The organism is Sphingomonas crusticola (assembly GCF_003391115.1).
Taxonomy (GTDB): domain Bacteria; phylum Pseudomonadota; class Alphaproteobacteria; order Sphingomonadales; family Sphingomonadaceae; genus Sphingomonas_I; species Sphingomonas_I crusticola.
Genome location: NZ_QTJP01000001.1, coordinates 458,904 through 483,991, shown reverse-complemented (window position 1 = coordinate 483,991; position 25,088 = coordinate 458,904). Strand labels below are relative to the sequence as shown.

The 25,088-nt window shown below is 64.6% G+C and carries 20 protein-coding genes; 10 read left to right on the top strand and 10 right to left on the bottom strand.

Going from position 1 to position 25,088, the window contains the following annotated elements; all coding sequences use genetic code 11:
- Nucleotides 1–20 precede the first annotated feature (20 nt).
- From DX905_RS02330 to DX905_RS02315, 4 genes are all read right to left on the bottom strand, one after another.
- A complete protein-coding gene (locus tag DX905_RS02330) occupies nucleotides 21–1,034 on the bottom strand; it encodes an alpha/beta hydrolase (protein ID WP_116092264.1) in 1,014 nt (337 codons plus the stop codon).
- A 135-nt stretch (nucleotides 1,035–1,169) separates the two neighbouring features.
- Nucleotides 1,170–2,060: a DUF2167 domain-containing protein gene (locus DX905_RS02325; protein WP_116089892.1), complete on the bottom strand. Its 891-nt coding sequence runs from the start codon at nucleotides 2,058–2,060 to the stop codon at nucleotides 1,170–1,172.
- Between the two features lie 91 nt (nucleotides 2,061–2,151).
- Complete coding sequence (htpG, locus tag DX905_RS02320) at nucleotides 2,152–4,032, bottom strand: molecular chaperone HtpG (RefSeq protein ID WP_116089891.1); 1,881 nt, start codon at nucleotides 4,030–4,032, stop codon at nucleotides 2,152–2,154.
- A 71-nt stretch (nucleotides 4,033–4,103) separates the two neighbouring features.
- Nucleotides 4,104–5,894: an ABC-F family ATP-binding cassette domain-containing protein gene (locus tag DX905_RS02315; protein ID WP_116089890.1), complete on the bottom strand. Its 1,791-nt coding sequence runs from the start codon at nucleotides 5,892–5,894 to the stop codon at nucleotides 4,104–4,106.
- Between the two features lie 95 nt (nucleotides 5,895–5,989).
- On the opposite strand from DX905_RS02315, the gene DX905_RS02310 reads away from it, so the two are divergent.
- The 3 genes from DX905_RS02310 (at nucleotide 5,990) to DX905_RS02300 (ending at nucleotide 8,496) form a co-directional block, all read left to right on the top strand.
- A complete protein-coding gene (locus DX905_RS02310) occupies nucleotides 5,990–6,289 on the top strand; it encodes a hypothetical protein (protein WP_240320683.1) in 300 nt (99 codons plus the stop codon).
- A 76-nt stretch (nucleotides 6,290–6,365) separates the two neighbouring features.
- Nucleotides 6,366–7,028, top strand: coding sequence for a response regulator transcription factor (locus DX905_RS02305; RefSeq protein ID WP_116092263.1), 663 nt, complete (start codon nucleotides 6,366–6,368; stop codon nucleotides 7,026–7,028).
- Nucleotide 7,029: 1 nt separating this feature from the next.
- Nucleotides 7,030–8,496, top strand: coding sequence for a sensor histidine kinase (locus DX905_RS02300; protein ID WP_420822131.1), 1,467 nt, complete (start codon nucleotides 7,030–7,032; stop codon nucleotides 8,494–8,496).
- On the opposite strand, the gene DX905_RS02295 is transcribed toward DX905_RS02300, so the two are convergent.
- Entirely contained in the window at nucleotides 8,497–9,249 is a 753-nt protein-coding gene (locus tag DX905_RS02295; RefSeq protein ID WP_116089888.1) for a LytTR family DNA-binding domain-containing protein, read from the bottom strand.
- 111 nt (nucleotides 9,250–9,360) lie between these two features.
- Here DX905_RS02295 and DX905_RS15905 point away from each other — a divergent pair, with 111 nt between their 5' ends.
- The 3 genes from DX905_RS15905 to DX905_RS02285 all read left to right on the top strand — a co-directional run bounded on the left by DX905_RS15905 (nucleotide 9,361) and on the right by DX905_RS02285 (nucleotide 13,880).
- Complete coding sequence (locus tag DX905_RS15905; protein WP_162875419.1) at nucleotides 9,361–9,933, top strand: hypothetical protein; 573 nt, start codon at nucleotides 9,361–9,363, stop codon at nucleotides 9,931–9,933.
- Between the two features lie 151 nt (nucleotides 9,934–10,084).
- Complete coding sequence (locus tag DX905_RS02290) at nucleotides 10,085–11,743, top strand: winged helix-turn-helix domain-containing protein (protein ID WP_162875418.1); 1,659 nt, start codon at nucleotides 10,085–10,087, stop codon at nucleotides 11,741–11,743.
- Nucleotides 11,744–11,846: 103 nt separating this feature from the next.
- Complete coding sequence (locus DX905_RS02285) at nucleotides 11,847–13,880, top strand: TonB-dependent receptor plug domain-containing protein (protein ID WP_116089886.1); 2,034 nt, start codon at nucleotides 11,847–11,849, stop codon at nucleotides 13,878–13,880.
- Here DX905_RS02285 and DX905_RS02280 read toward each other — a convergent pair.
- The 5 genes from DX905_RS02280 to DX905_RS02260 form a co-directional block, all read right to left on the bottom strand.
- Nucleotides 13,860–14,771: an acyl-CoA thioesterase gene (locus tag DX905_RS02280; protein WP_116089885.1), complete on the bottom strand. Its 912-nt coding sequence runs from the start codon at nucleotides 14,769–14,771 to the stop codon at nucleotides 13,860–13,862. The two genes, DX905_RS02285 and DX905_RS02280, sit on opposite strands and share 21 nt — an antisense overlap.
- Entirely contained in the window at nucleotides 14,764–15,672 is a 909-nt protein-coding gene (locus DX905_RS02275; protein ID WP_116089884.1) for an NAD(P)H-dependent flavin oxidoreductase, read from the bottom strand. Before DX905_RS02275 ends, DX905_RS02280 begins: the two co-directional genes overlap by 8 nt.
- A 2-nt stretch (nucleotides 15,673–15,674) precedes the next feature.
- A complete protein-coding gene (locus tag DX905_RS02270) occupies nucleotides 15,675–17,465 on the bottom strand; it encodes an acyl-CoA dehydrogenase C-terminal domain-containing protein (protein WP_116089883.1) in 1,791 nt (596 codons plus the stop codon).
- Nucleotides 17,466–17,580: 115 nt separating this feature from the next.
- Nucleotides 17,581–19,902, bottom strand: a complete 2,322-nt coding sequence (locus DX905_RS02265; RefSeq protein ID WP_116089882.1) for a 3-hydroxyacyl-CoA dehydrogenase/enoyl-CoA hydratase family protein — start codon at nucleotides 19,900–19,902, stop codon at nucleotides 17,581–17,583.
- Nucleotides 19,899–21,035 carry a thiolase family protein gene (locus DX905_RS02260; protein WP_116089881.1) on the bottom strand — a complete coding sequence of 379 codons (1,137 nt, stop codon included), beginning with the start codon at nucleotides 21,033–21,035 and terminating at the stop codon, nucleotides 19,899–19,901. The genes DX905_RS02265 and DX905_RS02260 overlap by 4 nt, the downstream gene beginning before the upstream one ends.
- Nucleotides 21,036–21,217: 182 nt before the next feature.
- Between DX905_RS02260 and DX905_RS02255 the strand changes: the two genes are divergently transcribed.
- From DX905_RS02255 to DX905_RS02240, 4 genes are read left to right on the top strand one after another with little or no spacing between them, the layout of a single operon-like run.
- Nucleotides 21,218–21,625: a DUF2147 domain-containing protein gene (locus DX905_RS02255; protein WP_205412176.1), complete on the top strand. Its 408-nt coding sequence runs from the start codon at nucleotides 21,218–21,220 to the stop codon at nucleotides 21,623–21,625.
- 41 nt (nucleotides 21,626–21,666) lie between these two features.
- Nucleotides 21,667–22,968 carry an OmpP1/FadL family transporter gene (locus DX905_RS02250; protein WP_116089880.1) on the top strand — a complete coding sequence of 434 codons (1,302 nt, stop codon included), beginning with the start codon at nucleotides 21,667–21,669 and terminating at the stop codon, nucleotides 22,966–22,968.
- Nucleotides 22,968–24,653, top strand: coding sequence for a long-chain-fatty-acid--CoA ligase (locus DX905_RS02245; RefSeq protein WP_116089879.1), 1,686 nt, complete (start codon nucleotides 22,968–22,970; stop codon nucleotides 24,651–24,653). The genes DX905_RS02250 and DX905_RS02245 overlap by 1 nt, the downstream gene beginning before the upstream one ends.
- Nucleotides 24,650–25,081 (top strand): MerR family transcriptional regulator, encoded by a 432-nt coding sequence (locus tag DX905_RS02240; protein ID WP_116089878.1) that lies wholly within the window; start codon nucleotides 24,650–24,652, stop codon nucleotides 25,079–25,081. Before DX905_RS02245 ends, DX905_RS02240 begins: the two co-directional genes overlap by 4 nt.
- Nucleotides 25,082–25,088 lie beyond the last annotated feature (7 nt).

Below are 25,088 nucleotides of genomic sequence, written 5' to 3'. Positions count from 1 at the left end.
ATATTACTTACGCGAGGCGGTTAGCGCGGGAAATCGCGCCATAGCCATTCCAGCGCCTGCGGCAGGGTCTGGGCGACAACGTTGCCGTCGACGTGGACCGCATCCTGCGCGAAGACATAGCGGTAATCATAACCCTTCGCCTTGAGGGCGGCGGCCATGCGATCATTGGCCATCGGCCAATTGTGGAAGGTCGATTCCGGATCCTGCCAGTGCAGATCCTTCTCGCCGACCTCCATCCAGATGCGGATCGGCTTGCGCGGATTTTCGGGAATGAGGCGCGCATGATAGTCCCATGCGCCGCGCGGCGTTGCCGCATCGACCGGCGCCGCCTGATTCACGAAGGTGCCGGAATAAGACAGGACCTTGTGGTACCATTCGGGATGGTACCAGGCCATGCTTAACGCTGCCGCGGCGCCTGAGCTGCCGCCCATCGTGGCTCGCCCGTTGGGGTTGCTCGTGAACTTGATCCCGTAGAGCTTCGCCGCGCGCGGCAGCACTTCGGTCTCGACGAACTCGGCATAGCGCCCCGACATCGTGTCATATTCCAGCCCGCGCTCCGAGCCCTGCGCGTCGCCGCCGCCCGACTGGATCATCACCGCGACCATCATCGGCACGCGCTTCTGGGCGATCAGGCTGTCGAGCGCGGCGGCCATGCGCGCGGCATAATCGCGCCCATCCTGGACGACGATAAAGGGGACTTCGCGCCCGCGCTGATAGCCGGCGGGGATATAGACGAAGACGTCACGGCGGTAGGCGCCCGGTTCGGATTCCTGGTCGAACGGCGCGGCGATGCGGTTGCCATAGGCATCGCGGCGCCGGGTGACATCATTGTCGAGTTGGCGGATGCCGGGATAGATGCGGCTCTCGGCCGACGTCATGATGAAGCTGTTGAGGGTGCCCTTGGCCACGCCGGGGGCCGCGTGCATTTCCGGTGCATCGCGGTAGGGGGGCGTTATGCGCTCTTCGCGCGGGGCTTGCGCCGGGGCGGCCGCCGCCAGCACTAAGAGAGCGAACAGGGCTGAACCACGTCGCATCGTAAATCTCCCGGATATCGCCACCATCATCGACATCGCGTCAATCGTCGCGACGTTTGGACGAGCTGCTGATATTGTGCACGATGCCAAAGCCCAATGCGGCGCAAACGACAATGATCACAAGATCTTGCAGGCTCATGCTGGCGGGTCCTTGGGGCTGTCAGTACGCCGGCCGAACAAGGCGCCGAGCTTCGCGCGAAAGGCTGCCACCAAGGCGACGACGCCGACAATCAGCGGCTTGGCGAATGCCAGGAGCAGCTTGAGGAGGCCGGCGAAAAGGCCGGTTTTGACGACCGCGGCCGCCGCACCACCCGCCACCAGCGCGCCGAGGCCGTACTCGGCCAGCTTGTCGCCCGATTTGTGCGCTTCGTAGCGTTTATCGGGCAGGTAGCCAAACCCGGCGAGCGCCACGCGATATTGCGAGAGGTCGGCCTGGAACGCGTTGGGATCGGAGACGAGAATCGCCTTCATCACGCCGTCGCGGCCGAGGATGCGGCTCGTATAATTGATGATCCGGTCGCCGCCGTCGGTATGCATGACGGTTCCCCATTCGAGGTTGTGCGATGCCGCGTCATAATGGGGTGCGGCGAGCCAGCGATCGACATAAAGGCCGCTTTCGCCCATTGCCTTGCGCTGCTCATTATTGGGGCCTTCATCAGCCTTGATCTGCTTGAACAGGGCGTCGGGATCGACCTTGTCCTTGTCGCTAACATAGCCCATCGGCTGGAATTCGAGGATCGAAAACCAGCTGATCCCCTCGGGCGCGATCGTATAGTCATTATCGTCCGGCGGGTTGCCGTTCAGCGTCAGGAATTTCTTGGTATTTTCGGGGTCGAGATAGCGTAGCCCCTTGGGCAGGCGGATATTGGCCTGATCGCCTATCGGCACGGTCGCGGGTCCATGCACCCAGCCGAGCGAATTGAGCTGCCGCACCATCTCTTCCGCGGATGTTGGCTTGGCGCTCGGCGACTGCGCGCCAACCGCGGATATGAAAAAGACCAGCACAGCCGCAAACGCTGATCTCATGGCAATCCCCCCTAGCCAGGAGGAAGACTGCCACCGCTTCAGGGGCAGCGCAAACCGGAAAGAGCCCGGTTCCGGCAGCTGACGGAGATGATCAGCCCAGCCCGCGCTCGAGCAGGCGCGTCAGCCGGGCGGAGAAAGCGCGCGGATCGAGCGGGAGCTCGCCGTCGGCGATGCGGGCTTCGTCGAACAGCAGATGGGCGGCGTCCTCGCGCAGGGCAGCATTGTCTTCGCCGGCGTCGCTCAGTTTGGCGATCAGCGCGTGGCGTGGATTGATCTCCAGCACCGGCTTGGCGGCGGCATCGAGCCGCCCTGCGCCCGCCAGCAGCTTTTCGAGCTGGCGATCCATGCCATGTTCGGGCGCGACCAGGCAGACGGCGCTTTCGGTCAGCCGCTCGGAGGCGCGCACGTCCGACACCGCATCGCCGAGCGTTGCCTTGACGAATGCGATGAAGCCGTCGACCGCATCGGAGGCGGCGGGTGCCGGCTGTTCGCCTTCGGGCAAGGGGATCAGGCTGAGGTCGGCCAACCCCTGCGTGACCGACTTGAACGGCTTGCCGTCATAATCCACGCCTGTGACCCAGAAGCTGTCGACCTGATCGGTCAGCAGGAGCACCTCGATGCCGCGCGCGCGGAACCCTTCCAGCTGAGGGGAGGAGGCGAGCCGATCGAGATCGGGGCCGGTCGCATAATAGATTGCGGTCTGATTTTCCTTGAGGCCGGCGACATAGTCTTTGAGCGAGCGCCAGTCGCCGCCGGATGCGGTCGTCCTGAAGCGGGCGAGGGCGAGCAAGGTCTCGCGGCGGGCGAGATCCTCGTATAGGCCCTCCTTCAGCACTGCGCCGAAATTGCCCCAGATCTTGAGATAGCGCTCGCTGTCCGAGGAGGAGAGTTTGTCGAGTTCGGACAGGATGCGGTTGGCCACGCCCTTCTGGATGGCAGCGAGGACGGGACTCTCCTGGATCATCTCGCGCGAGACGTTGAGCGGCAGATCGCTGGAGTCGACCAGGCCGCGCACGAAGCGCAGGTAACGCGGCAGAATCTGCGCCTCGTCGGTGATGAAGACGCGGCGCACATAGAGCTTCATGCGCCCGGCGCGATCGGGATCGAACAGGTCGAACGGTTTGGTTTCGGGAACGAAGGCGAGGACGGTATATTCGTGCAGGCCCTCGGCACGATAATGGAGGGTCAGCGCAGGGTCGTCGAACTGGCCGGCTGCGCTGCGGTAGAAGTCGGTATATTCTTCCGACGTGATCTCCGCTTTCGGCTTGGTCCAGAGCGCGGCGCCGTCGGCGATCTGCTTCGGTTCGGCATCGGGTTTGTCCCGGAGGAAGATCGGCACTGGCACATGGCCGGACTGCGCCTTGATCGTCCGCTCGATGGTGAAACCCTGGGTATAGCTGGCGGCATCCTCCTTGAGATGGAGCAGCACCCGCGTGCCACGCGGCGGCGCTTCCGCGATGTCGGCGGTCTGGATGGTGTAGGTGCCGAGACCGTCGGACGACCAAATGGCGGCAATATCCGCACCCGCACGGCGCGAGACCGCGTCGACCCGATCGGCTACCATGAAGGCCGAATAGAAGCCGACGCCGAACTGTCCGATGAGCTGGCTGCCCTCCGCGTCCTTGGCCCCGGCGATCTTCTCCATGAACGCCTTGGTGCCGGAGCGGGCGATGGTACCGAGCGCTTCGGACATCTCCGCCTCGCTCATGCCGATGCCGTTATCCTCGACGATCAGCTGGCGCGCCTCGGGGTCGAGTGTGAGCGTGATGCGCGGCTGGCCGTCTTCCCCTAGCAAATTCGGGTTGCTCAGCCCTTCGTAACGCAATTTCTCGCACGCATCGGCGGCGTTGGAGATCAGCTCGCGCAGGAAGACGTCCTTATCGGAATAGACCGAATGCACCATCAGATGCAGCAGCTTGGCGACATCGGCCTCGAACGAACGGGTTGCGGGTACGGCTTCGGTGGTCGTCATGGCGGGATCAGGGTCTCCTCAGGTGGTCGCCGCGCAGATGGACGCAGCCTCGCATGCTTTCAAGACGGCGTTCAGCCGTTGAGATTCTCGGCCATTTCGGCCAGCTCCAGCCATCGCAATTCGGCTGCGTCGCGATCTATGCGCGCTTTCTCGATCGCCTTCATGAGCGCATCGAAACGCTTGGGATCGCGCATATAGAGGTTGGGATCGGCCATGGCGGCGGTATCGCGTGCGATCGCGGCTTCATATTTCTCGATCTCCTTGGGCAGCAGCTCGAGATCGCGCTGATCCTTATAGGTGAGCTTGGCGCGCGGCTTTGCCGGGGGCGGCGCGGGGGCGGGTAGAATTTTAGGCGACGATCCGCCGCGCAATTCCGGTCGGGGGCCGCGCTGCTTGACCCAATCGGCATAGCCGCCGGCGACGATGTCGACATGGCCCGAGCTATCCATGCCGAGCGTGACGGTAACGGTGCGATCGAGAAAGTCGCGGTCGTGGCTGACGATCAGCACGGTGCCGTCATAGTCGGAAATCACCTCCTGAAGCAGGTCGAGCGTTTCGAGATCGAGATCGTTCGTCGGCTCGTCGAGCACGAGCAGATTCGATGGGCGTGCGAATTCGCGGGCAAGCAACAGCCGCGAGCGCTCGCCGCCGGACAAAGTCCCGACGCGTGCATCCACCATGTTAGGGTCGAACAGGAACTCCTTGAGATAGCCGGCAATATGCTTGCGGACGCCGAGCACCTCGATCCAGTCGCCACCATCGGCGAGGATGTCGCGCACGCGCTTGTCGGGTTCCATCAGCTTGCGCTGCTGATCGATGATGACGCCGTCGAGCGTCTTGGCGAGCCTGACCTTTCCTTCGTCGGGTTCCAGCTCGCCCGTGAGCAATTTGAGCAGGCTGGTCTTGCCGGCGCCGTTGGAGCCGACCACGCCGATGCGGTCGCCGCGCGTCACCCGGAAGGTGAAGTCGCGGATGATGGTGCGGTCGCCGAACCGCTTCGTGACGTGCTCGGCGTGGATCACGACCTTGGTGCGCGTATCGTTGCTGGCGGTGACGAGTCTGGCAGCGCCCTGCGGCGCGATCATTGCCGCGCGCTGGGCGCGCATCTCCATCAGTTTGGCCTTACGGCCCTCGTTGCGCGCGCGTCGGGCGGTGACGCCGCGCAGCAGCCAATGTTCCTCGATCTTGAGCTTGGCTTCGAGCCGCTGGGCGTTGCGGGCTTCCTCCTCATAGACCTGGTCGGTCCACGCCTCGAACCCGCCAAAGCCGATCTCCGCGCGCCGCAACCCGCCGCGATCGAGCCACAAGGTGCTTTTGGTGAGGCGCGTCAGAAAGGCACGATCGTGGCTGATGACGACGAAGGCGCCGCGAAAGCGGCTGAGCCATTCCTCAAGCCAGTCGATCGCGGCAATATCGAGATGATTGGTCGGCTCATCGAGAAACAGGACATCGGGATCCTGCGCCAGCGCACGCGCGATGGCCGCGCGGCGGCGCTCCCCGCCCGATGCGGTCGCGGCCTCGCGCGTGAGGTCGATGCCCAGCTGGTCGGCGATCGCCTCGACCTCGTAAGGCTCAGGCGCATCGGCACCGTGCAGCGCCCAATCGCGCAGGGTGGCAAAGCCGGCCACCTGCGGATCCTGCTCCAGCAGGACCACTTTGGTGCCCGGCACAATCGTACGGCGGCCTTCGTCGGCATCGATCGCGCCCGCCAGCAGGCGCAGCAAGGTCGTCTTGCCGGCACCGTTGCGCCCGATCAGCGCCAGCCGATCGCGCGGCTGGAGATGCAGGTCGATGTGGCGAAACAGCCAGCCCGAGCCTTGAACGAGGCCCAGATCTTCATAGGCGAGGATGGGTGCAGCCATGGACCGATATATCGAGGGAGGGGAGCAGCGGCGGAACGAGGTGGCCCGCGCGGCATTCACTGCCTATTCAAGCGGTCGGGCCCATGCAACACCCTATGCTGATGAAGATTTTTGCAGCGGCTAGTATCGCCGCCATCGCAGCTTTGCCTGCCGCGGACGCGCGTCGTCCGCGCGAACAGGACCAGGCCTTTGCCGCGCGCAAGGCGGGGCAGATCATGCCGCTTCACGAAATCGAGAGCCGGATCGTGCCGCGCATGCCCGGTTGCGACTATCTCGGGCCCGAATTCGATCCCGGCTCCGGCGTCTACCGGCTCAAGTTCATGCGCGGCGGTTCGGTCATCTATATCGACGTCGACGGACGTAGCGGACAGATTGTCGGCCGCTCGGGCAATTGAAGCGGCGCCAAATCGCGACTTATTCGTTACGGAAGCGATCACGTCACCCATGCGGTGACCGAAGATGGAGAATCGAATGCGCGTGCTGATCGTTGAGGACGAGCCCAATCTCGGGCGCCAGCTGCGGGCGACGCTGGAAGGCGCGGGCTATGCGATCGACCTCGCGACGGACGGCGAGGATGGGCATTATCTCGGCTCGACCGAGAATTACGATGCGGTGGTGCTGGATCTTGGCCTGCCCGAAGTCGACGGCCTCACTGTGCTCGATCGCTGGCGCAAGGAAGGCAAGGACATGCCGGTGCTGGTGCTGACCGCGCGCGACAGCTGGTCCGATAAGGTCGCCGGCCTCGACGCGGGCGCCGACGATTATCTCGCCAAGCCGTTCCAGACCGAGGAATTGATCGCACGCCTGCGCGCACTGATCCGGCGCGCCTCCGGCAACAGCTCGTCGGAGCTGCTCGCTGGCGACATCCGCCTGGACACACGCTCGGGCAAGGTCACTAAGGATGGCGAGCCGGTCAAACTGACCGCGCAGGAATATAAATTGCTGAGCTACCTGATGCATCACAAGGGCAAGGTGGTCAGCCGCACCGAGCTGATCGAACATATTTACGATCAGGATTTTGATCGTGATTCCAATACGATCGAGGTGTTCGTTACCAGGATTCGCAAGAAGCTCGGCGCCGATGTGATCACCACCATCCGGGGCTTGGGCTACAGCCTCGAAGAGCCTGCCTGACATGCGTCTCGCCGGCATCGGGCCGGCCGTAGCGCGCTGGACCGAGATCCCGGTCAACTGGACCCGCCTGATCTTCGGCCTGCCGTTGAAGATACGCGGTGAGGCGGGCGATCCGCCGCGCACGACCCGACAGACGACCGGCTCGCTCACGCGACGAATGCTCGGCATCGCCGCCTTGTGGATCGGGCTGTTGCTGGCGGGTGGCGGCTTGGCGCTCGATCGCGTGCTCGACAATGCGATTACCAATAATTTCGATTCTCAGCTCAGATATGTCCTCTCGGCGATGATCCAGTCCGCCGAACTGGATGAGGATGGCGAGATCCGTTTCAATCGTCCGCTCGGCGACCAGCGCTTTCTGGAGCCCAATTCCGGCCTCTACTGGCAAGTCTCTGCCGAGGGACACGAACCCTTCCCGTCGCGCTCGCTTTGGGACCGAAGGCTGAGCGTCGCCGGCAATCATCGCGACGAGAGCAATCACATCTACGACAGCAGCGAATTCGGCGCCGAGGAATCGCTGCGGGTGATGGAGCGCGACGTGCGCCTGCCCGGTTCATCCGCTACCTGGCGCTTCCAGGTCGCGCAGGACCGCGGCGGCCTCAACGCGCAGATCGCGATCCTGCGCAAAACGCTGGTGCGCTCCTTCGCCATCCTCGGCTTCGGGCTGATCATCATGTCGACGCTGCAGGCGACGTTCGGGCTGTGGCCGCTGCGCAAGGTGCGCCGCCAGATCGCCTCGGTGCGGGCCGGACGGACGGCCCGGGTCGACCCGCGCCTGCCGATCGAGATCGCGCCGATGGTGCAGGAGCTCAACGATCTGCTTGCCCACAATGAACGCCAGGCGGAGGAAGCCCGCACCCATGCCGGTAATCTCGCCCATGCGCTCAAAACGCCGCTCACCGTCATCATGAATGAGGCGAGCGCCAACAGTCCGGAATTGTGCAAGGCGGTGATCCGCGAAGCCACCACCATGCGCCGCCAGGTCGATCACCATCTCGCCCGCGCTCGCGCGGTCGGACGCCGGGCTTCGGGGCAAAGCGTAGCCCCGGTCTGGCCCAGTCTGGATTCGGTCGAGCGTGCGGTCAGCCGCCTCTATCCGCAGGTCACGATCGATCTGGCGGGCGATCGCAAGGCACGGGTTCATGTCGAACGTCAGGATCTCGACGAACTCCTCGGAAATCTCATCGAAAATGCCGCGAAATATGGCGGCGGCAGGGTGTTCGTGACGGTCGAGTCCAGCCCGGACTTCGTTGAGTTGCTGATCGAGGATGACGGGCGCGGCATCCCCGCCACCGAACGCGACACGCTGTTCGAGCGCGGCGCACGCCTCGACACGGGCAAGCCGGGAACGGGACTCGGCCTGGCGATCGTGCGCGACGTTGCGGAAATCTATGGCGGAACGGTCGCGCTGGAAGAGAGCGAGGATCTGGGCGGCCTGCTGGCGCGGCTGCGGCTGCCGGCCGCCAAATAATCAGTTCGGATCGAGCTGCCGCACGGTGGCGATGCTGCTGCGTGCTACTGGCACGGCCATGCCATTGCTGAGCACAAGCCGCCAATTGCGTCCGCTCCGCTCGACACGGCTGATCGCAGCGCGCGCCACCCACCAGCTACGATGAACACGGAGGCCGTCGACCCGACCCAATGACTCTATCGCGGCCCCCATCGGCATCAGCTCCAGTGTCGATCCGTGGGGGCGGTGGATGCGGACATAATGATCTTCCATTTGCAAGCAGAGCACATCCGTATTGCCTGCCACAAACTGCGCCCCGGCCGGCGGGGCATCGACCGCGCGACAATGGCGCGCATATTCCAGCACGGCCCATGCTGCGACGATGAATGTCTCGGCGGTGAGAGTGCTGAAATACCAGGCGCCTGCCGATCTGCGGCTGATCTCGTCCGGCCATGCCCAGGCACTAAATAGGGCGACTGCGAGCGAGATCGGGACAGCCGTCGCGGCCACCGCAACGGCCGCAGCCATTCCGAGCGGAAGCCCTAGTCTGCGCGCAGTCCGGATTAGCGCCGGTAACAAGGACGCCGCGACGGTGGTGCCCACCACAATCATCCCCGTCCAGTTGAACAAGCAGATCAACAGGGTGTCGTCGAGGAAGCCAATAACGCCCACGATGCCGCCGGCCACAGTCGCGAACAGCATGACGCGGATCCACCAGCCCGGCTGGCCTAGCTCGTCGTCCCAGCGCGGCGAAATTTCATCAGGTCGCAGCATCGATGCCCGTTCCCGAACCCGTTCGCCCGGTCGCGAATAGCCGCTTGCGGCCGCGCCAAGCCTCTCCCACGCTTTGCATATCAATTCCGCCGCGATGCGAAAGGGGTGAGTATGCAAGGCTTGTTACTAGGGCGACGGGAGGCGCTGGCCGCGAGCTTATTACTTGGCAGCGGCCTTGCGGCGTCGGCAGGGGCGGCCGAGGCCGGACCGCAGGCACCAACCGGTGACGTACATGATTTTGACTATCATGTTGGCCATTGGACGTCCGTGCAGCGGCGACTGCGCGAGCGCTGGATCGGCAGCACCGACTGGGACGAGTTCACCGGTGATACGACTTACGTTCAATATTTAGGCGGCGCTATCAGCGTGGACGAAACAGCTTTCCCAACCAAAGGCTTTGCCGGCCTGACCGTGCGCGTTTTCAATCCGGGGCGGCGCCAATGGTTTATCTATTGGATCGCCAGCAACAAACCCGAAATGGGCACCCCGATGATCGGAGGTTATGACGGGAATCGCGGCCTGTTTTATGGCGATGACACAGATGGAGACCTGCCGATCAAGGTACGCTTCATCCGCACCAAGCGCCCGCCAGACCAGGAGCGTTGGGAACAGGCCTTCTCGCGCGATGGCGGACGAAGCTGGGAGACCAACTGGACTGCTGACTTCACCCGTTTCCCCGCCTGACGCACCGCGCCGGCGCCGTCCGCGCTACTTTGCGTGTTTTCTGTTGTGCCGGCCGTGCGTCCATATCAGCGTGTGGCTAAACCGGCGCGGGGCTGGTTTGGGGGGAGGCCATGCGGGAACAAACGGAAGCCGGTGGTGCGGCGGGCAAGGCGTGAACGGCGGCGCCAGCTTTACGATCGGTGCATTTCGGGTCGATCCCGGCCGTAACCTGGTCGTCACGCCGACGGGCGAGATTTCGCTCGAGCCCAAAATCATGGATGTGCTGCAGCTGCTGGCGGACCATCCAGGCGAAGTCCTGTCGCGCGAGACGATCATCGATACGGTGTGGGGGCGCAGCTTCGGCACGGACGAGAGCCTGACGCGGGCCATCTCTCAATTGCGCAAAGTCTTTGGCGACTCCAGGTCGCCGCCGGCGGTTATCGAGACGATCCCCAAGCGCGGCTATCGTCTGGTTGCATCCGTTTCCTTCCCGCCTCGCGCCCCTGGAACTCGCTCGCGCCAGTCCGGACCTTCGACTTCGCGGCCAGGACGCTTGCGTTGGTTGCTGGTGGCCGTGATCCTGATTGCCGCGATTGGTGCGGGCATAGCGTATCACGGCCGGCCGGCGGATGTCGTCACCAGCGCGCAGGACGGTATTGCCGTCGCAATCCACCCGTTGGAAGCGGCCAATCCAAGCAGTCCTATTGCGGCGCGGACGGTGACCGAGCAAGTTGCCGTCGCGCTCTCGCGCGCGCCTTTGCTGCGTGTGCGTCGGAGTGGCGACCAGGCGTCCGGCGCGCGCCCGGCTTATGCGGTGCGAGGTAGCGTGCAGCCGCTTGGCGCGGGCAGCCGGGTCACGATAGAGATATTCGACCCGCAAAGTCATGAGAGCCTCTGGGCAGGCAATTTCGACCGCCCGCAGCGTTTGAGCATCGCCGCGCAGGACGAACTGATCGGTGCGATCGCGGGCGAGTTGGAAAATCGCTTGTTGGGCCTGGCCAAGACGGCGATCCGGCGCAAACCGTTCGCAACATTGCGGCCGTGGGAACTGACCCTGCTTGCCACCTGGGTTCCCGGTAGCGATGAGGTATTCCTGGTGCCGCACAAGGCCGACGCGACCCTGCCGCAGCGTCGCGCGCTGCAGCTGGATCCCAATTATGCGCCCGCCCACGCGTCGCTGGCGCAAGCTCTGGCTTATTATGCGATGTTCACGCCGGGCGCTCCGGTCGCGCAGATGCGGCAGGAGGCCGCGCGCCACGCGCGCGTCGCGCGGGGGCTGGCTCCCTATGATCCGGGCGTGCTGTACCAGCTGGCGAATTACCATCGCATGATCGGTGACCGTCCGGCGGCCGCTGCGACGCTGCGCCGCGTGCTTGCGCTGCAGCCCGATCATCCACTCGCACAGCTCGACCTGACCTTTGTCGAGGGGCTGTGCGCGCCCCGCGGCGACGCCTCGGTAACGTCGCTGCGCCAAGCCATTGCGCGCCTGTCGCCCGATAATCCCGTCCGGCCGACCGCATTGTCGCACTTGGCGGACGTCCAGCTCGGGCGCGGTGATTATGCCGGGGCAGCGGATGCGGCCGCCCGTTCGCACGAGATCGTGCATCAAACCTGGTCGGGCATGACGCTCGCCGCTGCGCTTGCGCAGCAGGGGCAGGATGAAGCCGCGGTGCGGATATCGCGCCAGACGAAGCTCGAATGGCCGGGGCTCGATTGGACGCGGTTCGCCAAATATATGGCTCGCAGCTGGTGTATGGGTGGTCGCGACCAGGCCAATGCGGCGAAGGCCTTCCGCAAGCTCGGAGCGCTGGACTTGGCGCCGGTGCGCTAACGGCCTCACAAATACATCAGGAAAACATCGGGTCGCCCTCGGGACGGGTACGGCGCTGCGCTCTAGTTGAGCCGCCTCGTTCCACGAACACAGGCGACACCATATGCATGATCGAGGCTCGCTCGGCGCGCTAGCGCTGATACTGCTGACCCCGCCGGCCGCTGCGCGGCCGGACGGCGCGGGCCAGCTCGACTATCCGGCGAACTTCTTCGCCGCGTTCCATCCCAATAATGCCCTCGACATGGTTCAGCGCGTCCCCGGCTTCACCTTCGTGCCCGGCGATCCGACGCTGCGTGGCATGGCCGAAGCAGCGGGCAACGTGGTGATTGACGGCAAACGGGTGACCGACAAGAATTTCACGTTCGATCAAGTCCTGCAGCGCATTCCGGCAGACCAGGTCGACCACATCACTTTGCTGCGTGGCGGCGCATCCGGCATCGATATGCTTGGCCAGCCAATCGTGGCCAATGTCGTGCGCAAGGCGGCGGCGAGCGCGAGCGCCGCCATCACAGTCGCGAGTGGGATCAATGCTGACGGCCGCGCCACCCCGGCGCTCACGCTCGAGCGAACGCGCAATTCCGGCCAGGGCCGCCTCGTGTCGGTCAGCGCATCGGTGTCGCGCTATGCGGATCGCAAGCTCGGCGACGGCAGCCGGCGGCGCACGAACGGAGCGGATGACCCGAGCGAGTTTGCCACCGTCGATGCCAGGGCAGGCGGGACGACCGGCTTCGCCCAAGGAACGGTCGAACTCCCCGGTTTGGGCGGGCAGCTGCGGCTCAACAGCACGCTTACGTGGACAAGCTATCATGAGAAGCAGGCCGACCGTGTCTATTCGCCGCGCTACAGCGTCTCCACCATCGATGCGGACCTTGGCGGCTTCGCGCATGGGCAGGCGGGCGCCGAGATCGGCGGGCACCTCGATCGCAAGTTCGGCGCTGCGCTCGGGAGCGAAACCAGCGCGTTGCTTCGGCTTGGCCGCAAGAGCTATCGCTCCTTGCTTGATGCGCCGGGCGCCGACACGCGATTTTCCGAGCATGACCGTACGCGCGAAGCGCTGATCAGATCGCGGCTATGCTACACGGTGAACAACAGCGTCTCGGTGGCCGTGAGCGTTGAGGGCGCGCATAACAAGCTCGCCACGCGAAGCGCCTTCAGCTTCAACGATGTTCCGGTCGCTTTGCCGAACGGCAAGGCAGACGTGACCGAAAAGCGCGGCGAAATCGGCGTCGAGGCGACCTGGCAGCCAAGCCGCGCGCTGAACGCCGAGGGCGGGGTGCGGCTGGAGTATTCGCAGATCAACGCAATAGCCGACACGGTCCGGCGGCGCCGCGACAGCTTCGTCAAGCCTTTCGTCCGGCTCGCGCTGGCCCCGACCGCACGGCAGCAGCTGCGGATGCGTGTGGCACGCGAGGCGGGCCAGCTCGATTTCGCCAACTTTATCGCCGGGGCCTCCCTCGACAGGGGATCGGTCTCGTCGGGCAATGCTGCGATCCGCCCGAATAACGCCTGGATTGCGGAGCTTGCCTATGAGTGGCGTAGCGGCGGCGCGGCGGCGACGCTGACGGTGCGGCACAGCTGGTTGCACGACGTGATCGACCGGATCCCGATCATCAGCGGGGACGTGTTGTTCGACGCGCCGGGCAATATTGGCAGCGGCCGCGAAGGTGACGTGGTCGGCAATCTGACATTGCCGCTCGCCTTTCTCGGCCTGCCGCAGGCGGAACTCAAACTGGACGGCACGTGGCGCCATGCGCGCGTGACTGATCCGACAACCGGCAAGAGCCGCGGCATCTCCAATCAGAAGCCAGTCGAATTCGCCGCAAGCTTCCATCAGGATCTACCGCGCTGGAAGGCGGCCTGGGGCGCGAAATTCGACGCCGGATGGACCACGCACAATTATCTTTTCAACGAGGTCGATATCAATCGCGCCGGCCTGCTGCTGACCTTGTTCACCGACTACGTGCCGCGTGCCGGCTTGTCCTTTCACCTGGAGATGAGCGAAGCCACGGGACGCCGCTACCGGCGCGGCATTACCTTTTACGATGGACTGCGGGGGGCGGGTCCGCTCGCCTATCGCGACGACCGGCGGCTTCGCGTCGGACAGACGCTGTTGCTCTCACTCAGGCGAGCGTTTTAGCGCGGCGCCGACGCGGCTCGGTTGGTCGCGGCGTACGATCGGGCGGATCAGGCCTTCCTGCGCCACGCTGGCGATGTGACGTCCGGCTTGCGAGTGGAAGGTGCCGCGGGTCAGACCGCGGCCGCCGCCGGCCCAGGGGCTTTCCATCGTGAACAAATGCCATCGGTCGAGCGCGGGCGCCTCGTGCAGCCACAGCGCGTGATCGAGGCTGGCGGCTTGAAGACGGCCGCTGAACAAGGGGATGCCGTGGGGCAGCACGGCGGTGGTCAACAGGCCGAAATCACTGAGATAGGCCAGCATTGCACTGCATAACGCGGGATCGGCGGGCGCGGGGGCGGCAAGGCGGAACCATAAACGGCTTAGCCCTGGCTGTGGCGCGGGGGCGGGCTCGCCGAACGGGGGGATAGGCCGAAATTCGAAGGCGGCGAAGCGCTTGAGGAAATGCGCCATCGCGGGAGATCCGCCCCCGTCCTTGTCGCCTATCGCCAGCGCCTCGGGGGCGGGCACGTCGGGCATCGGCACGCTATGTTCCAGCCCGTCCTCGGGCCGCTGGAACGAGGCGGACATATTCAGGATCGGCGTTTCGTTTTGGAGCGCGACAATACGGCGCGTACTGAAACTGCTGCCGTCGAAGTCGCGCAGCACATGATAGTCGATCGGCAAATCCTCATCGCCCGGTCGCATGAAATAAGCATGGAGCGAGTGAGGGCGCTGTCGCTCTGAGACCGAACGTATGCCGGCCAGCAAGGCCTGCGCGATCACCTGGCCGCCGAAGACGCGGCCCTTGCCGGCGGGGTAACGTGCGCCGCGATAAAGATCGGTACCGACCGTTTCAACGTCGAGCAGCGCTGCCAGCGCCGCGACCGCACCCGTGTGGGCAGCGTCAGTCATGCCGGACGCCGCGGTAATCGGCGATCAGTTCCTCGCAAATCGCCCGCGCGGGCCTTACGGCACGGACCGCGCCAACGCCATGGCCGGCCGACCAAATCGTCTTCCACGCGCGCGCTTCGCCCTCCAGGTCGAGCTTGCCGACATGCCCGGGTGCGTCGAGCAGGCCGTTGGCGGCGAGGCTGGCCTTCATGAAATTGGCGGCGATGCCGGTGACCTTGTCCGTGTGGACGATATCGGCGGCGCGGGCGCCGATCATCATCGCCTTCTGCTCCGGCGAGGCGAGGCTTTCCTCCGCCGCGATGAACAGGCTGCCGAGATAACCATAATCCGCCCCCATCAGTTCGGCGGCGGCGACCTGACGCCCCTGCGACAGCGCGCCCGATAAAGCCAGCGCGCCGTCGAAGAAGCTGCGTATCTCGGCGATCAGCGCAAACGGGCTGATCGTGCCGGCATGGCCGCCGGCGCCGGCCGCGACCGCGATCAGGCCATCGACGCCGGCCTTCGCCGCCTTCTCGGCATGGCGCGCGCTGATAACGTCGTGGAAGACGAGCCCGCCATACGAATGGACCGCGTCGACCACGTCCTTGACGGCACCCAATGAGGTGATGACGAGCGGCACCTTGCGCGCGACGATCACGGCGAGATCGTCCTGCAGCCGCTTGTTGGTCGGGTGGACGATCAGGTTGACGCCGTAAGGCGCGCTATCGTCGTCCAGACGCGCCTCGATATCGTCCAGCCAGGCGACAAACCCGTCGGTCGTACGCTGGTTGAGGCTAGGAAAGGTGCCGAGCAGCCCGGCGCGGCAGCATTCCACCACCAGATCGGGCCCGGATATCAGGAACATCGGCGCCACGATCGCCGGCATGGCGAGCCGGCCGGCGAGCTGTGGCGGGATGCTCATGATCAGAAAGCGTCTTCGCTCAGCGCCATCATGGATTGCTTGCCCGATTTGATCGCGAGGAAGCATGCGGTCGCCTGCGGCAATATGCGATCGAAGAAGAAGGTCGCGGTCGCAATCTTGGCCTTGTAGAAATTGGCCTCGCTGTCGCCGGCGGCTATCTTCGCCTGAGCGATTTTCACTGCGCGGGCAAAGGTGTAGCCCATCGCGACCAGGCCGAGCAGGCGCAGGTAATCGGTCGCCGCGGCACCGGCTTCCTCGGGATCCTTCAGGCCTTTCTGCGCGATCGTGCCGGTCGAAAGCTGCAGCGCGCCGAACGCCTGCGCCAGCCCGGGGATGATCCCGGCGAGCGCCTCGTCCTCGGCATTGTCTTCCAGGAAGGTCGAGACTGGATGGAAGAAGGAGCGCAGATAGCGGCCCATATGCATGCCGAGTTTGCGCCCGACGAGATCGAGCGCCTGGATACCGTTGGTGCCCTCGTAGATCATGGCGATGCGGGCATCGCGCACATATTGCTCGACCCCGCTCTCGCGGATGTAGCCGTGACCGCCATAGACTTGCACCGCGAGATTGGCGGATTCGAAGCCCATGTCGGTGAACAGTGCCTTCACCACTGGCGTCATCAGCGCGATGAAATCGCCCGCCCGCTGGCGCACCTCGGGATCGCTCGAATGTTTCTCGGCATCCAGCGCGCGGCTGACCCAGCCGCAGACCGCGCGACAGCCCTCATTATAGGCGCGCATCGTCATCAGCATGCGGCGCACGTCGGGGTGAACGATGATCGGATCGGCTGCCTTGTCCGGTGCCTTCACACCGGACAGCGACCGGCCCTGAATGCGGTCCTTGGCGTAATAAACCGCAGCCTGATACGCCGCCTCGCCGAGGCCCAAGCCCTGGACACCGACCGAGACGCGCTCGGTGTTCATCATCTTGAACATGGCTTCCATCCCTTTGTGGGGATTGCCGACCAGCCAACCGATCGATTCGTCGAAATTGAGCTGGCAGGTCGCGGACGCCTTCAGACCCATCTTATGTTCGATCGCCGCGACCGAAACGCCGTTGGACGGACCGACCGAGCCGTCCTCCTTGGGCAGATATTTCGGTACCAGGAACAGGCTGATGCCCTTCACGCCGGCGGGCGCGTCGGGGAGGCGCGCCAGCACGAGGTGGATCACGTTTTCGGTAAGATCATGGTCGCCGGCTGAGATGAAGATCTTGGAACCGCTGACCCTGTAGCTGTCGTCGCCCTGCGGCACGGCCTTGGTGCGCAGCATACCGAGATCGGTGCCGCAATGCGCCTCGGTCAGGCACATCGTTCCCGACCAGCTGCCCTCGACCAATTTGGGCATGTAGAGGTTCTGCAGTTCCTCGGCGGCGAAACCCTCGATCGCGGTGGTAGCGCCATGCGTCAGGCCGGGATAGAGGCTGAACGACACGTTGGTCGCGCAGATCATCTCCTCGGTCATCTTGTTGACCGTCTCCGGTAGGCCCTGGCCGCCCCATTTCGGATCGGACGCGAGCGCGCACCAGCCGCCTTCGCGGAACTGGTCATAGGCTTCCTTGAAGCCCTTGGGCGTTCGCACCACGCCGTTTTCGAGATGGCAGCCTTCCTCGTCGCCGGAGCGGTTGAGCGGCAGCAGCACGTCGCGCGCGACGCGGCCGGCTTCCTCTAGGATCGCATCGACCAGATCGGGCGTGAACTCGCTGAGAGCTTCCAATCCACCAAATCCATCATCCTGATGGAGCTCGTGGAGCACGAATTTCATGTCGCGCAGCGGCGCTTCATAGACCTGCATTGTCTTGGCCTTTTCCTATTACCGCTCACCCTGAGGAGGGCCCTGAGCTCGTCGAAGGGGCCTTCGAGACGCCATTTCGACAAGCTCAATGGCTCCTCAAGATGAGCGGGGTTTCCTAATTCCGCAGCGGCTTGCCCGTCTCCAGCATATGCTCGATCCGGGCGATCGTGCGCACGTCGCGGACGCGCATGGCGAACGCCTCGCGTTCCAGCTTGAGCAGGTCCGCTTCCGTGACCGTGTCCACCAGATCGGCCGTCCCGCCGGTCAATACGCCTGCCAGCGCATCGGACACGACCATGTCGTAATCGGTCGCGAGACCGCGCTTGCGGAAGCCCTCGGCCGCCATGTTGAGCCCGACATGGCCGCTCTCGCCCGGCAGCCGGAATTCGGGCGGCTTGGGCGGCTGATAGCCCTCGACCAAAGCGAGCGCCTTGGCCTTGGCATCGCTCAGCAGCCGGTCGCGGTTCATGGTGATGGCGTCATCGGGCCGCAGGAACATGAGCTCCTTCGCCTGGGCGGCGGACTTGGAAACCGTCGCCGTGCTGACCGTCTCGAACACCTTGGCCACCGCCGGCATCGGCCCCTTGGGCATGGCGGGCGCGTCGCGCCAGCGCTGAAGCATCTCGCCGCAGCCGCCCCAGCCGGGGATCAGGCCGACGCCGCATTCGACAAGGCCCATATACAGCTCGGCATGCGCCTGGATCGCGTCGCAATGGAGCAATATCTCGCAACCCCCGCCCAATGCCATGCCGGCCGGCGCGCCGACAACGGGGAAGGGGGCATATTTGAGCGCCTTATAGGCCTTCTGGCCACCGGCGACGAGCTTGTCGACCTCGCCCCAGGCCGCGATATTGAGCGCGAACAAGGCAAGGCCGAGATTGGCGCCGGCCGAAAAGTTGCTGCCGTCGTTATAGACGACCAAGGCCTTGAAGCTCTTTTGCACCAGCGGGATGGCCAGGCCGATCAGCTTCATGACCTCGCCGTCGAGCGCATTCATCTTGCCGGTGAATTCGAGACAGGCGATGCCGTCGCCGACATCCCACAAAGCCGTCGACGAATTCTTGAGCAACGGCGCGGCGGCAAGTTTGATATCTTCCAGCCGCAGCACGCCCTCGGGGCGGACGATGTCGCGATATTCGCCATCGATTCCAAGATATTGGCGCTTGCCGTTCTCGACGCGATAGAAGTTGCGATCGCCGGCCAGCTTGAGCAGCTCGGGCACCGGCTTGCCCTCGGCTTCGAGCCGCTGGGCCAGCTGCGCGGCGCCAAGCTTGTCGATCAGCTCGAACGGGCCGAACTTCCAATTATAGCCAAGCTTCATCGCGTCATCGACGGCGACGATGCTGTCCGCCGCCTGCGGCACCAGCCCGGCGGCATAAGCGAGCGTGCCGCCGAGGACGGCCCAGGCATAATCGCCCATCTTGCCCGTGAGCCCGATCAGCGCGGTGAGGTCGCCCTTGGCCGCAGCCGCGGGCAGCCCGCCGGCCGCTATCGGCAGGCGATATTCGCCGGTGGCGAGGTCGATCGTTTCCTTGCGCTTCCCCATCTCGCGATTGACGCGATAGAAACCGCCCTTGCCCTTGCGGCCGGTAAAGCCGTCGGCGATCATCTTCTCGATCAGCGGGTGGCTGCGGGCGATCGCCTGATAGGGATCGTCCTTGGGCAAAGTCTCGGTCAGGCTCTTCTGCAGGTGCGGCATCAGATCGATGCCGACCAGATCGACGAGCCCGAAGATACCGGTCTTGGGCACGCCCATCGGGCGGCCCGCGACCGCGTCCGCTTCCTCGACCGTAAGCCCCAGGTCGAACGCCGCGTTGAGGCCGAGCTGGATCCAGTAGGTGCCGATGCGATTGGCGATGAAGCCGGGCGTATCCTTGGCGTGGACGATGGTCTTGCCCATCGCCCGGTCGGCAAATGCCTCGACCCGGGCCGCAAGCGTGGGATCGGTTGCCGGACCGGTGACGATCTCCAGCAATCGCATGTAACGTGGCGGGTTGAAGAAATGGGTGATTAGGAAGTCGCGCTTGAACGCGTCCGAACGGCCCTCGATCAGCGTGTCGAGCGGAATGGTCGACGTGTTGGAGGAGATTGCGGTGCCGGCACGGCGCACCGCCTCCAGCTTGGCATAGAGATCATGCTTGATGTCGAGCCGCTCGATCACCGCTTCGATGATCCAGTCGCACGCGGCGACCTTGGCGAGGTCGTCCTCGATATTGCCGGTCTCGATCAGCTTGGCCGCACGCGTCGACATGAACGGCGCCGGATCGGTCTTGAGCATTTTGGCAACCGCGCCGTTCGCCACTGCGTTGCGGTCGGCCGGGTCGCGCACGATATCGAGCAGCAGCACGGGCACGCCGGCATTGGCGACCTGGGCGGCGATACCGGCGCCCATTACGCCGGCGCCGATCACGCAAACCTTTGGGATCGTATCGCTCACTCGGCTGCCTCCAGCACGGTGGCAATGCCCTGGCCGCCGCCGATGCATTGAGTGGCGAGGGCATAATGGCCGCCCTGCCGCTTGAGCAGGGACGCCGCCTTGCCGACGATGCGCGCGCCGGTCGCGCCGAGTGGGTGGCCGATGGCGATGGCGCCGCCGTCGATATTCACGGTTTCGGGTTTGAGACCAAGGTCGCGGATGCAGGCCAGCGCCTGACTGGCAAAGGCTTCGTTCAGCTCGACGACGCTAAGATCGCCGACAGCGATGCCGGCTCGCTCCAATGCCTTGGTCGATGCCCCGACCGGGCCGATGCCCATGATCTCGGGCGCGCAGCCGGCGATGCCGACCGCCTTGATCCGCGCGAGGATTTCCAGGCCGTGGGCGCGGGCATAATCCTCGCTCGTCACCAGCACCGCGCTCGCGCCGTCGGTGAGCGGGGAGGAGGTGCCGGCGGTGACCGAACCGTTGGCGTCGAAGGCAGGCTTGAGCCCGGCAAGGCCTTCGGCAGTAGTCTCAGGGCGGAGCGTGCCGTCTTCGCTGACAACACCCGTCTTGGTTTGGATCGGTACGATCTCATCGGCAAGCTTCCCGCCCGTGCGCGCTTCCGCCGCCTTCTTCTGGCTGTCGACGGCGAAGGCTTCCTGCTCGCCGCGCGTGAGCTGATAGCGGGTCGCGACATTCTCGGCGGTGTCGCCCATGCCCATATAAGCGGCGCTCTTGGCGGCCAGGGTTGGGTTGGGGAGGGGGTTATAACCCATCATCGGCACACGGCTCATCGACTCGACGCCCGCGCAGACGAACACTTCCCCCGCGCCGATCTGGATCTGGCCCATGGCGATGTGGATCGCGCTCATCGACGACCCGCAGAAGCGGTTGACCGTCATACCGCCGACCGACAGCGGCAGATCGGCGAGCAGCCCGATCAGGCGCGCGACGTTGAGGCCCTGCTCGGCTTCCGGGAAGGCACAGCCGAGGATGATGTCCTCGATATCGGCAGCATCGACCTTGGTCCGCTCGATCAGCCCGCGGATAACCTGTGCGGCGAGATCGTCCGGGCGGACGCGCGCGAGCTCTCCCTTGTTGGCGAGATGGAAGGGGGAGCGGGCATAACCCGCAATCACGACGTTGCGCATTTATCACTCTCCGGATGGACTTGACGGTCTTTTACCGTTGCGTGCCATGTCGCCTCTAAAGGTGCGATACTTTCCCTATACGTCAAGCAATTTTTGAGTCACAAGGGATTCGCGCCGGACGTTCAGCCGGCATTGCGCCACCTGCCAAAGAGCGGGGGCCTGAGAGAGATGAAGGAATAGGTATGATCGGCTTCACCATGCTCGCGGCGCTCGCATCCGCTGCCGTCAGTCCCGATGCCGCGCTGGGGCGGTGGCGTACGGAAACCCGCAACGGCATCGTCCAGGTCGAACGCTGCGGCGCTTCGATCTGCGGCACGCTCGTCGGCTCGGACGGTTTGCGCACCAATCCAAATTTGCTCGACGCCAACAACAAGAATGCGGCGCTGCGCGGCCGCAAATTGATGGGCCTTCAGATTTTGAGCGGCTTTACCCGCGGCGACGGCCAGTGGACCGGCGGCACCATCTACAATGGCGACGACGGCGGCACCTACAAGGCGACGGTCACCCCGGTCGATGCCGACCATCTGAAGGTTCGCGGCTGCATCATGTGGCCGTTGTGCAAGACCCAGACCTGGACGCGCATCCGTTGATGCGTGCCCCAATGATCACGAACACACTATGGGAGTTTAGGATGAATAAGGTTACCCAGCGCGCCCTTCTGGCCGCCACCGCGTCCGTCATGGCGGCAGCCATCGGTTCGTCCGCGAATGCGGCCGCTTTCTACCTGCAGGAACAGTCGATCCGCGGTGCGGGCCGCGCCTTCTCGGGCGAGACGGCGGACCAGGGTGCCGCATCGCTCTGGTGGAATCCGGCTGCGATCGGCGGAATGACCGGCGGCGAGGCGGTGCTTGGCGTCAGCCAGATCATGCCGCGCGGCAATGTCGACAATGTGGGCACGCTCATCCGCCGCCCCGGTCAGCAGCCTGCTCCGGTCGGCGGTGACCAGCGTTCGAACAATCCGATCGACAACGGCACGCTCCCTTCGGGCGCGGTCGCCTATGCGCTTACCCCGCAGCTCTCGGTAGGCCTCGCCGTGACGTCGCCGTTCAGCTTCACGACCAATTATGACGCCACCAGCTGGGCGCGGTACACCGCCGACAAGACCAAGCTGCGCACGATCGATCTGCAGCCGTCGGTCGCGTTCGCGCTAACCCCGAACTTCGTCATCGGCGGTGCCGTCAATGTCGAGCATTCGAAGGCGACGCTGAGCAATTACCTGCCCAACCTCTCGCCGCTGCTGGCCGATGGCCACCAGACGCTGGAAGGCAGCGGCTGGGATGTCGGCTACACACTCGGCGCGCAATATCGCGGCGGCCCGGTCTCGCTTGGCGTCAGCTATAAATCGAGCATCAAGCATAAGCTCGATGGTTCGGTGACGATCGAAGGCCTGCTCGGCCCGCTCGCCGCGCAGAACCGCTCGATCGACGCCATGGCCGATTTCCGCACCCCGTGGCAGCTTACCGCCGGCCTGCGTTTCAAGGCGACGGACAAGCTGACCCTGAACGGCCAGATCGTCCGCTTCGGCTGGGGCAAGTTCGACGCCATCACGCTGGGGGCGCCGCTCAACACGGCGATCCCCGAAGGCTATCGCAACACGTGGAGCTATGCCGGCGGTGTCGATTATGCCGTGACCCCGGCCTGGACGCTGCGCGCCGGCGTTCAATATGACGAAACGCCGACCGAGAATCTGGAACGTGACGCGCGCGTGCCCGACAGCAACCGCTGGAACTTCTCCACCGGCACCAGCTTCGCGCTGAGCAAGTCGTTCACGATCGACGGAGCGGTATCCTACATCAAGTTCAAGGATGTCGCGATCAACCGCACGACCGCGGCTTATGCCGGCACCGCCGTGCAGACGCCGATCCTGGTCAACGGGCGTCTCGACAATGCCCACGCGCTGGTCCTCGCGATCGGCGGGCGGTTCAGCTTCTGATGCAGAACGCGGCGCATTTCGATCGACACGATTCTCCGGCGGCCATACCGCCGCCGGGGGCTGTGCCGCCGATTGCGCCGCGGCTGCTGACTGATCTGCTAGACCGGGCGGTCGCCGAACATGGCGACTGGCCGGCGATCGACTTTCTCGGACGCGGTTGGACCTATGCCGAACTGGGCGAACTCGTCCGGCGTGCGACGCGTGGCCTACAAGATATCGGCGTTCGCTCGGGCACGCGCGTCGGCTTGTGCCTTCCCAACACGCCTTATTTCGTGATCTGCTATTTCGCGATCCTGCGCGCAGGCGGCGTCGTGGTGAATTTCAATCCGCTCTATGTCGAGCGCGAGTTGCGCCATCAGATCGTCGATTCCGGTACCACCGTGATGATCGTGCCCGATCTGCGCATGATCCACGACAAGGTCGCCGGCCTCGCGGCCGAAACCGGGCTTGAGCATATCGTCGTCTGCCCGATGGGCGACGTGATGCCGTGGCCGCTGCGGCTCGGCTTCCGTTTGCTGAAGCGCAAAGATCATGCACGTGTCCCCGATGATGCGCGCCATCTCTGGTTCGCGGAGCTCACCGCCGACAATGTCGATCCGGATCCAATAGTCAGTTCACCCGATGACCTGGCGGTGCTGCAATATACGGGCGGTACCACGGGCGTGCCCAAGGGGGCGCGACTGAGCCATGCCAATCTCGCCGCCAACAGCGCGCAGATGATCGCGCATGTCGGCCATTTGCCGGAAAAACAGGAGCGCACTCTGGGCGTGCTGCCGCTGTTCCACGTCTTCGCGCTGACGACGGTGCTCAATTATTCGATCGATACCGCAGCCGAGATGGTACTGCTGCCGCGCTTCGAGATGAAGCAGTTCGTCAAGACGATCCGCCGCACCCGGCCGACGCAATTCTTCGGCGTGCCGACCCTCTATTCGGCGGTGAACCGGCTGGACGAGAGGCAATTGCCGGACCTGTCGACGATCCGCGTCTGTATCTCCGGCGGTGCGCCGTTGCCGCTGGAGGTGCGCGAATTGTTCGAGCGGCGCACGGGTTGCCGCATCGTGGAGGGCTATGGCCTGTCCGAGGCCTCGCCGATCATTGCCTGCAATCCGCTGGAAGGGCTGGTCAAGAATAACAGTTGCGGCCCCGCTTTTCCCGAGACGATCCTCGAAATACGCGACCTGGAAAATCCGCAGCGGCTGATGCCGATGGGCGAGCGTGGCGAAGTGTGCGCGCGGGGTCCGCAAGTCATGCAAGGCTATTGGAACAAGCCGGACGAAAGTGCCGCGGCCTTCGTCGATGGCGCGTTGCGAACCGGCGACGTCGGCTATCTCGACGAGGATGGCTATCTCTTCCTGGTCGACCGCATTAAGGATTTGATCCTGTGCGGGGGCTATAATGTATATCCACGCGTGATTGAGGATGCTCTCTACGAGCATCCTGCCGTGGCGGAGGCGGTCGTGATCGGAGTGCCGGACAGCTATCGCGGGCAGTCGCCCAAGGCCTTCGTGTCGCTCAAGCCGGGTATGGCGGCAGATGAAGCGGCTTTGAGCGCCTTCCTCAAGGAGCGCATCAGCAAGATCGAGATGCCGTCGAAGATCGAAATCCGCGAGAGCCTGCCCAAGACGCTGATCGGTAAATTGTCCAAGAAGGCGCTTGCGGACGAAGAAGCGGCCGGCCGGGCATGACGGCATCATCGCGCCGTAAGCTCGACGACCATCACGATTCCGGCCTGAAGGGCATTCAGGAGGTCGCCAAGGAAGTCGGCATCACGATGCGGGCGTTGCGCTTTTATGAGGATAAGGGCCTGATCGGGCCACAACGGGTCGGCACCACCCGCATCTACGGCCGTCGCGAAGTGGCGCGCATCAAGCTGGTTTTACGCGGCCGCCGGCTGGGTTTCTCGGTGCGCGAGATCAAGGAATTCCTCGACCTTTACGATGCCGATCCGGAGCATGTGGAGCAGCGCCGCCGCTTCACGCTGCGGGTGCGCGAACGGCTGGACGAGCTGGAGCAACGCAAGGCCGCGCTCGACGAGACGATCGAGGAGCTGCGCGCACTCGAGCGCGAGGCGCTGGCCGCGCTCGCCCACGCGCAGGGGCTCAAGCCGGCGTAGTTGCTCT

What these genes read in the sequence shown, in the direction of transcription:
- DX905_RS02330 (WP_116092264.1), bottom strand. Translation starts at nt 1,034, where the DNA reads ATGCGACGTGGTTCAGCCCTGTTCGCTCTCTTAGTGCTGGCGGCGGCC.
- DX905_RS02325 (WP_116089892.1), bottom strand. Translation starts at nt 2,060, where the DNA reads ATGAGATCAGCGTTTGCGGCTGTGCTGGTCTTTTTCATATCCGCGGTT.
- htpG (WP_116089891.1), bottom strand. Translation starts at nt 4,032, where the DNA reads ATGACGACCACCGAAGCCGTACCCGCAACCCGTTCGTTCGAGGCCGAT.
- DX905_RS02315 (WP_116089890.1), bottom strand. Translation starts at nt 5,894, where the DNA reads ATGGCTGCACCCATCCTCGCCTATGAAGATCTGGGCCTCGTTCAAGGC.
- DX905_RS02310 (WP_240320683.1), top strand. Translation starts at nt 5,990, where the DNA reads ATGCTGATGAAGATTTTTGCAGCGGCTAGTATCGCCGCCATCGCAGCT.
- DX905_RS02305 (WP_116092263.1), top strand. Translation starts at nt 6,366, where the DNA reads ATGCGCGTGCTGATCGTTGAGGACGAGCCCAATCTCGGGCGCCAGCTG.
- DX905_RS02300 (WP_420822131.1), top strand. Translation starts at nt 7,030, where the DNA reads ATGCGTCTCGCCGGCATCGGGCCGGCCGTAGCGCGCTGGACCGAGATC.
- DX905_RS02295 (WP_116089888.1), bottom strand. Translation starts at nt 9,249, where the DNA reads ATGCTGCGACCTGATGAAATTTCGCCGCGCTGGGACGACGAGCTAGGC.
- DX905_RS15905 (WP_162875419.1), top strand. Translation starts at nt 9,361, where the DNA reads ATGCAAGGCTTGTTACTAGGGCGACGGGAGGCGCTGGCCGCGAGCTTA.
- DX905_RS02285 (WP_116089886.1), top strand. Translation starts at nt 11,847, where the DNA reads ATGCATGATCGAGGCTCGCTCGGCGCGCTAGCGCTGATACTGCTGACC.
- DX905_RS02280 (WP_116089885.1), bottom strand. Translation starts at nt 14,771, where the DNA reads ATGACTGACGCTGCCCACACGGGTGCGGTCGCGGCGCTGGCAGCGCTG.
- DX905_RS02275 (WP_116089884.1), bottom strand. Translation starts at nt 15,672, where the DNA reads ATGAGCATCCCGCCACAGCTCGCCGGCCGGCTCGCCATGCCGGCGATC.
- DX905_RS02270 (WP_116089883.1), bottom strand. Translation starts at nt 17,465, where the DNA reads ATGCAGGTCTATGAAGCGCCGCTGCGCGACATGAAATTCGTGCTCCAC.
- DX905_RS02260 (WP_116089881.1), bottom strand. Translation starts at nt 21,035, where the DNA reads ATGCGCAACGTCGTGATTGCGGGTTATGCCCGCTCCCCCTTCCATCTC.
- DX905_RS02255 (WP_205412176.1), top strand. Translation starts at nt 21,218, where the DNA reads ATGATCGGCTTCACCATGCTCGCGGCGCTCGCATCCGCTGCCGTCAGT.
- DX905_RS02250 (WP_116089880.1), top strand. Translation starts at nt 21,667, where the DNA reads ATGAATAAGGTTACCCAGCGCGCCCTTCTGGCCGCCACCGCGTCCGTC.
- DX905_RS02245 (WP_116089879.1), top strand. Translation starts at nt 22,968, where the DNA reads ATGCAGAACGCGGCGCATTTCGATCGACACGATTCTCCGGCGGCCATA.
- DX905_RS02240 (WP_116089878.1), top strand. Translation starts at nt 24,650, where the DNA reads ATGACGGCATCATCGCGCCGTAAGCTCGACGACCATCACGATTCCGGC.